Source organism: Helicobacter pylori NCTC 11637 = CCUG 17874 = ATCC 43504 = JCM 12093 (assembly GCF_900478295.1).
GTDB lineage: Bacteria > Campylobacterota > Campylobacteria > Campylobacterales > Helicobacteraceae > Helicobacter > Helicobacter pylori.
The window spans coordinates 1,508,249-1,521,204 of sequence record NZ_LS483488.1; the positions used below are offsets into that span (position 1 = coordinate 1,508,249).

The window sequence follows — 12,956 nt, forward strand, 5'->3', positions numbered from 1 at the left end:
AGTTTTAACTTTTTTGTTCTATTGGGTAACCTATTTCTAAAAATGAGGTTTTAGTTACTCTATTTTTATAGTTATTTGATTTTCACTTCCACTAAGCCATATAGCGCGTTAATGCAATAGATTTTAGCCGCTCTTTGCAAGTCTTGTAATTTCAAAGGGGCATGCCCAACAAGACCCTTTTTTAACAACCCCACAACACCCGTCCCGTTTAACGCGCCCGCGCTAAAATAAGGGGTTAAAAGCCTGTTATGGATTTCTAAAATAAGATTGCTCCTAGCGCCCTCAGTGAGTTCTAGATCCTGGTTATAAAAGATTTCATCAAAAATAACGCCTTTTTTAATGAGCACTCGAGCCTTTTGATAAAAAGGGGCATAAGTGGTCTTATGGTATAAAAAATCATTGTGTTTATCAATGGGGGTTTCACTCAAACGGATTTCTAGGCTTTTTAAAGGCTCTAAGGTTTTGTATTCTTTAATGAGCTTGCCCTTTTTATTCAATAAAACCCTTAAAACCCCTTCTTTTTCTAATTCAAAGTCTAAAAGATTGTCATCGTATTTAAAGTTAAAATATTGGGCGCTATGCATTAAGCGTTCTTTATGGGCGTTTTTATTGTTAATCTCTAATTTTTGATCCCTTTTGATAACTTTCATCGTCTCCACGATCTCAAATTCTATTTTGGGCATCAAAAAAAAGCTTTTTAAAAAGCTCTCTTCATATTCTTTTAGCGCTTTACTTTGATAAGTTACCCCACTCCCTACCCCCAAATGCAAAAAATCTTCGCACGCTCTTTTTTCTAAAGTGCGGATAGGCACGCTAAAAAGGGCTTTTTTTCCTCCAACCATGCCTATCGCCCCGCAATACACCCCCCTAGGGCGTTTTTCTAATTCTTCAATGATTTGCATGGTTTTGATTTTAGGGCATCCGGTCACAGAGCCGCAAGGGAACAACGCCTTAAAAATCTCAAACAAACTGGTTTTTAGGGGCAATTGAGCTTCAATCTCGCTTATCATTTGATACACGCTCGGCAAACTGATGATTTCAAACAATTGATTGACTTTCACGCTATTTTTTAAGGCCAAGCGGCTCAAATCGTTACGCAATAAATCCACGATCATCACATTTTCGCTTCTGTTTTTGTCATCATTTTGCAAAAACAATCGGTTTTTTTCATCTATCAAGGGGTTGTTTGAGCGAGCGATCGTGCCTTTCATGGGTTTTGTAATAATCTTAATCGCTGTGTCCAAAAACTCTAATTCAAAAAACAATTCCGGCGAAAAGCTTAAAATACTCCCAAACTCATTTTCTATCAAAGCCTTAAAAGGCGTGTTTTGGTTGTGTATCACTTCCTTAAAAACGCGCTTTGGTTTGGCTTTAGTGTCTAAAAATAAATCCATTGTGAGATTCACTTGATAGGTATCGCCGTTTTTGAGATGCTCTTTAACGGCTTTAAACTGCTTGAAATAAGTTTTTTGATCTAAAGGGCTGTGGATTTTAGGGTAAAACGCATGCTCTTTTAAAGGCTCTAAAGAGTATTTTTTTCTTTCCAAAAATTGTTCAAAATACAAAAAAGGGGTTTGGCTTTGAAAATTTTCATCTAAAAACGCTAAACGCGCTTCATACAAAAGATACCCCACAAAATACCCCTTACCCCTATTTTGAGAGATAAAATCCAGGGCGTTTTTAAGCTCATTAAGATTAGTGGCTGTGAGTTTTTTAACGCTTTTTTGATATTTAAAATCCCCAAAAATCATTTAATTTTTAGCAACGGCTTCGTATTTGTCTATCAAAAACACCGGGTTATAGCTCATCTTAGACCTTCTTAAGCCCTCTAATCCCAGATCTTCTTCTCTGTTAGCGTAAGTTAGATGGCTAAATTCATTCAAAAGCAATTGTTGGTTGATGATTTGATACGCGCCTGCAATATCTGCGCGGGCTTTTTCAATGTGGATGAGCGCGGTCTCTTCGTTTAAAACTTCCCCAAAACTAAACGAGGCTATTTCCCCATTAACCCTAATAAGCCCCCCCTTTAAATCCAAGCTTTCATAATTTTCTAACACGCTTTGAATGCCCTTATTTTCATTGATTAGCCCTATATCATCGGTCTGGCTTTCTAAAAACCACTCTTGAAAGGCTTCTAAAACTTCCTTTCTGTTTTGAGGAGAAATTTTTTCATAAACAAAATTTGCGCAATTGGTTAAAAACTGGTTTAAGTGGTTTTTTTTCTTATGGTATTTTTTCCCTTTGAGCGCGATCAATTCTCCAACAGAATAAACGTAATCGCTCCTGTCTCTGTTGTAAGTGAAATCAAACACCCCTACAAAATTGTCTTTCAAATCGTCTTTTTGCTCTAAAGTCAGGGAGTGGAATCTTAAATTTTTTTCTAATTTCAAAAGCTCTTTTACGCATTCATGCGGCCTCTTACCGATAGGATAGAAATAAAAGGGTTTTTGATTTTCATAAGTGGTTTGAATCACCAAACAATCCCTAATCACCGCCACTTGAATGAGCCTTGCGTGCTGCCATAAAAAGCAATTGGTAAAACTCACATCCGATAAAACGATTTTTTGAGTTTGTAGAAACCTTGAAAACAAGTCCTTATGCGCTAGGGTAATTTTTTCAAACATGGCAACTCTCTTTTATTTCTTTAACTCTTTTAGGGCGTTTTCTTGAAATTTTCTAGAAATCTTAAAAACCTCTGCATAAAAACCCGTAAGAATTTCTTCATTCAAATGCTTGAAATCCCTTTGGTTGAGTCGTTTTAAAATTTCTTGCTCTCTTTTAGGGCAATAAATGGGGTTTTCTTGTTTGATGAGCGCGATTTTTAAAGCGATTTCTAAGCGTTTGTCTAAAAGATCGCTCAATTCATTATCCAACAAATCAATTTCAGCCCTTAAATTTTCTAAAAGACTATCCAAATTCTTTTGCATCTAATCAAACCCCTTTTAAGCCTTCTTCTTCTAACCGCCATAAATCTTCTAAAGCCTCTCTTTTTCTTATCACTCTGATTTTGTGATCTTCTAGGGCTAATTCTAGGAGTTTGGGGCGCGAATTGTATTGACTGGCCATGCTAGAGCCATAAGCCCCAACCTTCTCAATCGCTATTTTATCGCCTGGCTCTAATTTTGGCAAATTGGCGTCTTTTAAAAAAGTGTCGCTGCTCTCGCACACAGGCCCTACCACATCGCAAGGCGAGATCTCACGCCCTTTAGAGGGAGTTATAACCCTTATGGCATGCTTAGCATGATACAAACTCGGGCGTAAAAAATCATTCATGCCCGCATCTACAATCACAAAGCGCTTGTTTTGAGCCTTTTTTTCATACAAAACCTGCGTGATCAATTCCCCACTCTCAGCCACGATGGATCGGCCCGGCTCACAAATAATGGTCAAATCCAAGCCTTGAAGCGCGTTTAAAATCCCTTGCGCGTAATCATAAAGCTTAATCGTTTCTTCATTTTCATAGCTTACGCCAATGCCTCCGCCCACATCAAAAAAACGCAAATCTATCCCTAGCGCGATCAAAGATTTAGCGATTTTAGCCACCTTTTGGCTCGCTTCTATAATCGGCTCTAAATCTAATAGCTGTGATCCGATATGAAAATGCACGCTAATAGGCTCTAAAAACGCGCTTTTTTTAGCCCAAAGAAACATTTCCAAAGCTTCTTTTTCTCCCACGCCAAACTTATTTTCTTTCAAACCGGTAGAAATATAGGGGTGCGTTTTAGCGTCAATGTTAGGGTTGATTCTAATGGAAATCCTAGCCTTTATCCCTAAAGATTGAGCGATTGTTTCAATCGTTGTTAATTCCATAAAACTTTCTACATTCAAAAATAAAATGTTGAGTTTTAGGGCTTGTTCTATTTCAAATCCGCTTTTACCCACTCCGCTAAACACGATCCTATAAGGCTTGATCCCGGCTTTTAAAGCCCTGTGTATCTCACCTATGGAAACGCAATCCGCCCCGCTCTCTAAATGGGCTAATAAAGAGAGGATACTCAAATTGGAATTCGCCTTTAAAGCGTAGCAAATCAAAGACTTACGCCCCTTAAACGCTTCTTTATAACTCAAAAAAGCCTGTTTGATTTTGTCAAAATCATAGAGGTAAAAAGGGGTTTTGTGAGTTTGAAACAGCTCTTCATAATTAAACATAGAAAAACCTAATCATAAAATTTGAACGAAGCATTATAGCAAAAAAGCTAAAACGCCACTCGCATGCCCACATTCCCAGTTATATTAATGTCTTGGTATTGCAAGCCCATCTTAAGCCCCACCCCCGCATTCACATACATCAAACGCCACAAATGCATTTCGCCCCCTGTAATCACGCTCGCAAAAGTGTTGAAAACTTCCCCCTTGCGATACAATAAAGTGTTTTCACCCACAAAACGCACCGTATTGTCGCCTTTAGATTTGATCAAAAGATCCCTACCCAATCTCGCCGTTACAAAATAATAGGAATTTTGACCAAAATATTTACGGCTCTCTAACCCCATGTTGAGCGTTAAAACCGATTCGTTAGAGGGGTTTGAATGCATGAGAAATTGTTTGTAAGCGGCATCATTGCCTTTCATCCCGCTCAAGCCTATGAAATGATAGCTCAAGCCCACTTGAGGTTTTAACACCACGCTTTTTTGTTTGAACATGAAATCATAGCCGTAATTCCCGTTCACGCTCGTTGTCCAGGTGTTGTAGCTGTAGCGTTGGTTCAACACAGAGAGCAAAGGATTAGAAGAATTGATACTAGTTGCATTGCCTCCATAAGTTTCATTCGCGCTCAAAGTGAATTCGTTTCTTTTTAAAAAAGCCCTCGCATACATCCCCACATCCACATTATTACCCAAAGAACGCATGATGTTCCCATTAAAACCGCTATACCCATAAGCCACATAACCCCCAAGGATCACATTTTTAACCAACCTGTCATAGCCCACATTCAAGCCATAAAGCGTGCCATTGCCCCCAGAAATAAAGCTCGCTCCTCCCACCCCTTGAACCCAAAGGTTATTTGGGTGTTTGCTAAGTTGAGAGTATTTGACAAAAACCTCTCCAGGGTTAGGATCGCTGAAACGCTTGTTTTTAAGCTCTAACAAGCGCTCAGAAAAAGCAGACTCTCCCTCTCTAGCCCTAAAATCAGAGAGTTTTGTTAAACGGCTGGTTTGTTGGGTGTAACTCGCCAATTCTAAAAGGTTGGTAGCGTTATCCCTAAAATTAGGGTTAGAAATCAAGCTTGCGGTGTTTTGAAGATCTTTTGTTACGCCTAAGATTTCATTCAAAGAGTGGTTTTTTAAATAAATCGGCGCAAAAAGTGGGTTTTCTTTAGTTTCCATCATCAATGTTGAAAGCCACTTGATAGCGTTCCCCCCAACAGCTTCAATTTGATTGAGCGCGCTTTGCCCTTGAATGCCCGTAATGTAATCTTGTAAGGTAGGGGGGGTAAAATCCATGATCTTGTTGCCATAAGACATTTTAATCTGGTCATGAAGAACAGAAAGGCTTAAAATATGGTTTTGAGAGGCATTATTTGAGTTAGGCAACGCTACGCTTAATAATAACCCCTTATCTTGCAACAAAACCCGTTGGCCCAAATAAGTCAACACGCCGTTTTTTTCCTCTATGTGGTTTCCGTTGATATTGATTAAGGTATAGAGCTTCAAATACGATTGCAAGCTATCGGGGTTGATATTGTAATTGATGTAACGGCTGCTTTTCAATAAAGTGTAAGTCGTGTTATTCGCTATGCTGTTATTGACATTCATAAAAGGCGTTTGGGTAGTGTTGAGATTGATCACGCCTCCTGCTTGAATGAGCGGATTTACAGGCGTTTGAGAATTTTCTAAATTAAAATGGATCGCCCCAAAATTATTCAACGCCCCCCCTACTTCTAACCCATAAACACCGGTGCTTAAAGAAGCGTTTGAAGCGATCACTAAATTTTGAAGCACCTCTATTTTTTGCGTGGCGTTGTTGTTAAACGCCCCTTGAATGTTTAAATTATTCGTTACAAAGCTAGCGTTGTTCTCTAACACCGCTTGGTTGGAAATAATAAGGTTGTTGGCTTGGAATTGAGCGTTATTGTAAAGATACAGGTTTTTAATGTTTGCAGAGCCTTTAATTTTTGAAAAATCAACCACCCCGTTAGCGTAAATATTGCCTGAAAAATTGAAATCATTCGCCGTAACCATCAAGCTTTCATCGTTATTGTTCAAGGCGATTGGCGCGTTATTTGACGCATTATTAGAAGAAGCGTCATTCGCGCTTTGGGCGTTAAGCGCGCAAGGGTTTGCAATCTTAGCTGTAGTTGGATCGCTTTGTTGGGCGCAACTAGCGTTGATAAACAGATTGCCTTGAGACACGGAAACATTGTTACTACCGGCATTAATCTTAAGGCCGTTGCTGGCATCAAGCGTGGTGATGTTAATGTTAGAAACTTGATTAGACAATAATTGAAGCGTTCCAAAATGGTTAGTGAAAGCAATATGATTGTTTCCGGCAAAAATGAGCGAATTCCCTGCGTTAAAAGAGAGCGTGCCTCCATTAGCGTTAGAGAAAGTGGAATTTTGCACAAAAACATTGCCTTGCGCATTGAAACTAAAATCCCCTTTTTGCCACACTTGACTCAAGCCATAAGGAGCGAAAAGCCCTTTTTTACCAAGACTAGGTATCAAATCCCCCAAGCCTTGTTCATAAATAGACCCTAAGCCTTTAGCCGCTAGGACTTTGTCTAAAACGCTTTTAATCTGCTGGTTTTGCAATAAGCTTTCTAAAGAATTGAGCGTGTCTTGGCCTAAAAATTCGCCAATCATTTGTTTGCCTAAAGCCGCTACATCGTTTTTTAAAGCGTTGCTCGGTTTGACAATATCTTGCAACACCACGCTTATGACTTGCCCTATATCGTTAGCGGAAATAAAGCCGGTGATCTGATTGAACAACCCTTTTTTACTCAATAAATCATTGATGGACATGCTCCCTATAAGCTTTTCAGGGTTTTGCAAATCAATGCCCCCTAGTCCGGCTAATCCCCCCACTAGCCCGGTCCAAAAGCCTAATTTTTGTCTGATCAAATCCTTAATCGCTGTATTCAAACCGCTATCGTTCATGAGGTTATCAAAATTATTCTGCCCCAAAAGCTGGCTTAGGGTTTGATTTTTTTGTTCAGGCGTTAAATGCCCTCCAATCACGCTATCACTCCCTAGCATATCCGCTATCAAATTCCCTAATCCCCCGGCTTTGTTAATGGATTGCATCGCCACTTCGCCCAAAATATTAGCAAGCCCAGCTTGATTGAAAACCTTATTAATACCCTCTTGGCCTAGCATGCTAAAAATCCCATCGGTTTGCGAGCTTACGATATTAGCCTGGTTGAGAATGAGCGAAGTTTGGCTGTTAAAAGTTACGCTCGCGCTCCCCCCAGTCCCCCATGCGTTCCCACTCCCTAAAGTGCCGGTAAGATAAATTTCTTTAGCGTTAAAAGTCGTGTCAATATAGCCCAAATCAGCCGAGCTGGACTCCAAAAGCTGCCCTAAATAAGTGCCTCTGAATTTTTGGCACACAATATCAGTATAATCGCAAGGCTTTTGATAGCCCAAGCCCCCAAAAACCACCGCACTATTGGTGTCTGTTTGCCCTATTTTAGTCGCTCCTATAATCAAAGCGCCGTTATTGAAATTTTGCACGACCGAATTGTTTGCGTTATCAATCAACTCGTTAATGTTTTTCCAATCGCTAGGCGTGATGAGTTTGGCAAGCTGGTTTAGCGCATTAGGGTTTAAGCCGTTCAAACTTGAGAGCGAAAAATCATTCCCCAATATCTTTTTGATTTCAGGGTAGAGTTTGAGAGCCATTTGCCCTAACGCTTTGATATTATTGAAATTATAGCCCTTGTTATAGATATGTAATGCGCTAATAGGGTTGCCTTGCGCGTTATAGGTTTGCGAGATGATAGAAGATCCAGAGGTTAGATTATTATTTTTCGTGGTGTTATTGCTGCCGTTAGCTTGATAGGATTGGTTGGGGTTATAATAGCCTTTCACATTGCTAGTGAGGTAAAACACGCCTTCTGCGTCATCGCTATAAGAATACACGCCATTAACGTTGTTATAAACTTTTTGGTAGTTAAAGACTTCAGAGCCAATGTTATAAAGCGTGTTTTTAATGCCCGGGATTTGAGAGAGCGTAACGCTTAGCTGGTTGTCTTTAAAGCTCTCGGTGATTTTTAGGGCGTTATTAAGGGGGTTAGTGAAACTATAAGTTTGGTTAGTAGCATCATAGATCCCATCACTGATGCGCATGCCAAAGAAGTTGATGCGCTCATACCAATTACTATTCATACCCGCTTGAATGATGTTATACACACGATTCTTGTTATCGTTCAGATCGCTTAGTAAATCAATGTTAGCGATATTCAAACTCCCTTGATCGCTAAAAACAAGCTGGCTGTTTTTTAAATCCAGCACGCTGTTATTGTTAGGGTTTAAAAGGTTGCCTCCCAAACTCAAGGGCGCTTTAATGTCAAGAGTTTGATGGAAAGTAATGGGGCTTTGAGAAAAAGCGTTATCATAGAAATTAAACGCCGTGTTAGAAGTGATAGCGCTAGAGCCTTGAAAATCTAAAGAAGAGTTATTGCTTAAATTAAACTGCCCTCCTAAAGAAACCGCTCCCTTAAACACGATAGAAGAATGATTCAAACTCGTAGTAATATCCGCTGAATTGAAATTGGTTGTCCCATTAAAATTGATATGAGCGTTATTGCTCGCAATCAAGCTCGCATAATCGTTGATCGTGGCGTTATTGGAAACATTAATCGTGCTTTGGTTGAGGTTGAGCGAGCTGGTGTCGTTCACATTCAAATCGCCTTGAAGTTCTAAGGTTGAATGGTTGCTCGCATTGATAGAGGTGTTTTGAGAAAGATTGATCGCATTGGCTTTAATACTGCTTGTCCCCACTGAAACGCTTAAATTGGAATTGTCAAACAACACGCTTTTAGCTTGCATTTGATACAAACCAGAGCTTAAATTCGTGCTGTTGGTGAAACTGATCGCATTAACGGCATTGAATTTAAAAACAGATTGCGTTTTCCCCACATAGCCCCTAAAAGAGCTGTTAGAAAAATCCAGATTCAAAGCGTTGAAACTAAAATTAGGGTTGCCGCCATTTTGTGCGGTATCGTCTATAAAATAGGAGTTTTGAGCCTGAATGTTCGCACTATTAGAGGTAAAATTCATAGATGAGCTTTGCGTCCCAGCGGCGCGATTATACAAAGTCGCGTTCGTTAAAAGAATGCCTTGAAGCCCGTTAAAATTAAGGCTCGCGCCCCCACCGCTAGAAATGCGATTCCCGCTTTCAATGCTACCGGTGATGTAAATCTTTTGCGCTTCATAATGCCCTGTAATAAAGCCTATGCATTGCAAATTCCAGCAATGCCCGCTCGCATCATTACTCCCTGCTCCCTTATTGTCCCCAAAGCGAATGATGGTGTTAGACTGCGGCGCATCGCTTACGCTCGTCCATATATTTTTAGCCCCAAAAACGATCGCGCTGTTTTGCCCGGTGAATGTTTGAGAAAATTCCGCTTTAGTGAATAGAGTTTTCCCGCTCGCATAAAAATCAATGCTGTTGTCGTAATAGTAAATGGTGTTGTTTGCATTCCCTAAATTATTGTTATAGCTATTAGGCATGTAGGTCATAAAACCGACAACATCTCTATAATACAGATGATCCGATTTTTCCATATCCACATAATCAAACACCATGCCAACGCCCAAACGCCGGATAGAAATGCTGTTTGGTGAAAAAACCTCTTGGAAATTGTAGGTTTGGTTATTGAAAGAATACACCACATCATAAACGCCATTACCCACGCTAGAGACGAGCTTTTCACTGCTTGCCCCATGCCCTTGGTAGTTGATGAGCTGCCATAGATTTTTACTGAAAGCGTTGTTGTATTCAATTTCTTTAGAAGAGCTTACAAGGGTGATAGGGTTGCCATTAGTGATAGCTTCACCAATATTAATAACCGAATGAGCGCTAAAAGCAATCGTCCCATCGCCAAAAGACAAAGGAGCGTTCAAGTTTTTTAAAGTGATATTATTGAGAGTAACCTGCCCTTTCACGCTCGTGTTCGTAGGGCCATTAAACACCACATTATCAAAGGTTGCATTCCCTGAAATATTAACAGAGCCGGTATTATTAAAATTAGCGGTATTTTGAGAGCCATTAGTAGAGTTCCCAAAAACAGCGTTCCCAGCGATTTGCAAATTTGAATGAGCGTTAGTGAAATCCCCCATAAACGAAGTGGTCGTGCTAGAATTATTGAAAATAAAAGAAGCGCTATTGTTAAAATTAGCGTTATTAAAAATAGTATTCTTTGCACCAATCTCAAACGAACCGCTATTGAACTGGTTGTTATTTGAAAAATTCAAGCTATCGCCGCTGAATTGGTAACTCCCTCCATTAAAGTTGGTGTTTTCAAAAACCGCTTGCCCTGCATTGAAAATGAATTTCCCATCTTTAGCTTCGTTAGTGAAAGTGGTGCCATACACGGAAAGTTTGCCATTAGCGTTTAGGCCATTCAAATTCTGCGAATTATCCATGCCTTGCGTGGAAAAAGTCATAGAGCTTGAATAGATTCCGGCGTTATGTTGCGTGATGGTAGCGTTAGCGATATTGACGCTATCTACCCCATTAAAGATTAGATTAGCTGCCCCACCCGTGCCTATGCGATTGCCAGAACGCAGATTCGCTGTGATATACACATGATAAGCGCTATAAGCGCCATCAGTCGTGCCTGTGCACTGGTAATAGGGCCAAGGCCCGCAATGCCCATTAAGAGCGCTCCCTGAAGTGTCCCCAAAAGACACCGTGTCGCTAGAAGAAACGCTATTTCCAGTCCATGTTGCGTTATACCCGATCACCAAATTACTATTACTCGCGCTAAAGGTTTGTTTAAACGAGTTGGTATAGCTCCCCCATATTTGAACGCTCGGCAAGTAATAAGTCCCGCTCTCTGTAAAATTTTGGGATTTGGGGATGTAATATTTATGATCATACCAAGGCATGTCAGCATTAATATAATTTGAAGCGGATAAGTCAAATTTAGAGCCGCTAATAACAGGAGGTGGCGTGTAAGTCCCGCTCTCTAAAGCCTGGATAATGATGGAATTATGGTTAAAAGTTTCTTGCAGTTTGTAGATAGTATCCCCTATTTTATAGCCCACTTGATAGACTTGCGTAGGGTTTGTAGAGGATTTAGAGGGCGAAGAGTCAGTGGGTTTAGAGGTTGCAGCGTTTTCATTCAAAAGCTGTCCGGTAACCCCATTATAAGTGATCATATCCCACAAACCTTGAGCGAAACTTTGCGGATCTGAAGAGCTTTCGTTCGTTTTTAAGGCGCTTGTCAAGCTGTTGATTACATGGTTTAAAAGATGATTATAAGTGATCCCACCGCTAGAATTTAAAATCGTTACGCTATTTTTATCCCCTAAACTTGTGAGGTTAAAGGTCGTCCCTTGAGTGAGAGTGATTTTAGAACTCCCAAAATCAAGGGTTGAGCCATTGTTCAAGTCATTCTTACCGCTTAAAGTAACGCTACCGGTAATGGTCATGTTGCTTGTATCAACAGAAGTGTTGAATGTCGTATCATTAAAACTCGCGCTCTCATTAATGGTGATTTTACCGGTATTGTTGAAAGTGGCGTTATTAAAGGAAGCGTTTTGCATCGTCAGTTGGTGGTTTGAATTGTTAAAGGCTTGCTGGAAAATTACAGAACCATTAAGAGTGGTAGCGTTACCACTAAAAGAGCTGTTTTGAATTTGGGGGTGCTGAGCGCTTTGATTGGTTTGGTTATTAAAAGTAAAAGTCCCCCCATTAAAGGAGCTGTTTTGAAAGGTGGCTTGATTGTTGAAAGTGTATGTAGCGTTACTAAAATTCGTGCCATTAAAAGAGCTTACGCCTTTAAAATTAAAACTACCGCTATTAAAAGCGGTGTTATTGGTAGCGCTAAATCCTTTATTAAAAGTAAAAGTCCCCCCATTCCATTTCGCCCCGCTAAAAGTGGCGTTCTCTTCAAAAGTGAAACTACCGCTTGCATTATTAAAAGTCGTGTTAGTAGCGTTAGTCGTCCCTTTAAAAGAATAGCTAGGCCCAGAAGTGGAACAATTAGCCCCTACACCCACACTAGCTAAAGAACTGCAAGTATCTCCGCTTAAAGAAACCGAACCAATGGTAATGGCGCTGTTAGCATTGCCTACATTCACTTGCGAAGTTTTAAACATGCTGATATTGGAATTGATATTGACCTTATTAGCGTTCAAGTTTAAAGTGGCTGTGCCGGTGTGCGTGCCCGCTCCCGATCCCACACGATTGCCCACTTCTACGCTGTTATTCACATTGATAGTCCCAGCGCTAAAAGTAACATTAGTATGCCCATTAGGATACCAAGAAGTGAAGCTATTCCCACTACTCGCACCTAGATTAAAAGTAGCGTTACTGCCTAATTCAATGTCTAAATTCCCCCCATTATATTCCCCTCCGGTGTAGTTATACAGACCGCTTAAAAAATAAGTGCCGTTATCATTTTTTAAATTGGCTGTGATGTCTTGGTTGTTTTGAGTGTGGTAGTAATTAGCCGCATTACCCCCTGCCCAAGTTTTTGTGATGAGTTGGTTTCCTGTAAATTGTTGTGTTTTCTCCTCCCATTTATCGCAACTCCATAGAGCATACCATGGATGATGCACGCATACCTTTTGGCTTTTTTCCCCCCAACTAAGCCCCAAAATATCTGTTCCATCAGCATACACCCCACTAGCAAACCCACCGATTAATAAAGGTGCGAGCCATAAAGGACGCTTTAAGATTGTTTTTTGCTTGCGTGTTATCTTTTTTGGTTTCTTTTTAAACTTTTTCATTAAAATGCTACCTTCTCATTTCCTGGATAGTAACAAAAATAGTAATAAAACCTC

5 protein-coding genes are annotated in these 12,956 nt (G+C 40.1%); all 5 read right to left on the reverse strand.

Features of this window, described 5'->3' with window-relative positions:
* Window positions 1-71 precede the first annotated feature (71 nt).
* The 5 genes from DQL14_RS07580 to imaA are packed head-to-tail and all read right to left on the reverse strand — an operon-like array spanning window position 72 to window position 12,902.
* Window positions 72-1,751: a bifunctional chorismate-binding protein/class IV aminotransferase gene (locus DQL14_RS07580; RefSeq protein ID WP_108169285.1), complete on the reverse strand. Its 1,680-nt coding sequence runs from the start codon at window positions 1,749-1,751 to the stop codon at window positions 72-74.
* Window positions 1,752-2,624: a DUF2156 domain-containing protein gene (locus DQL14_RS07585; RefSeq protein ID WP_108169286.1), complete on the reverse strand. Its 873-nt coding sequence runs from the start codon at window positions 2,622-2,624 to the stop codon at window positions 1,752-1,754.
* A 12-nt stretch (window positions 2,625-2,636) separates the two neighbouring features.
* Entirely contained in the window at window positions 2,637-2,927 is a 291-nt protein-coding gene (locus DQL14_RS07590) for a chorismate mutase (RefSeq protein WP_108169287.1), read from the reverse strand.
* Window positions 2,928-2,931: 4 nt separating this feature from the next.
* Entirely contained in the window at window positions 2,932-4,149 is a 1,218-nt protein-coding gene (lysA, locus tag DQL14_RS07595) for a diaminopimelate decarboxylase (RefSeq protein WP_108169288.1), read from the reverse strand.
* Window positions 4,150-4,196: 47 nt separating this feature from the next.
* Complete coding sequence (gene imaA, locus DQL14_RS07600) at window positions 4,197-12,902, reverse strand: immunomodulatory autotransporter protein ImaA (protein ID WP_108169289.1); 8,706 nt, start codon at window positions 12,900-12,902, stop codon at window positions 4,197-4,199.
* Between the last annotated feature and the right edge of the window lie 54 nt (window positions 12,903-12,956).

What these genes read in the sequence shown, in the direction of transcription:
- DQL14_RS07585 (WP_108169286.1), bottom strand. Translation starts at nt 2,624, where the DNA reads ATGTTTGAAAAAATTACCCTAGCGCATAAGGACTTGTTTTCAAGGTTT.
- lysA (WP_108169288.1), bottom strand. Translation starts at nt 4,149, where the DNA reads ATGTTTAATTATGAAGAGCTGTTTCAAACTCACAAAACCCCTTTTTAC.
- imaA (WP_108169289.1), bottom strand. Translation starts at nt 12,902, where the DNA reads ATGAAAAAGTTTAAAAAGAAACCAAAAAAGATAACACGCAAGCAAAAA.
- DQL14_RS07580 (WP_108169285.1), bottom strand. Translation starts at nt 1,751, where the DNA reads ATGATTTTTGGGGATTTTAAATATCAAAAAAGCGTTAAAAAACTCACA.
- DQL14_RS07590 (WP_108169287.1), bottom strand. Translation starts at nt 2,927, where the DNA reads ATGCAAAAGAATTTGGATAGTCTTTTAGAAAATTTAAGGGCTGAAATT.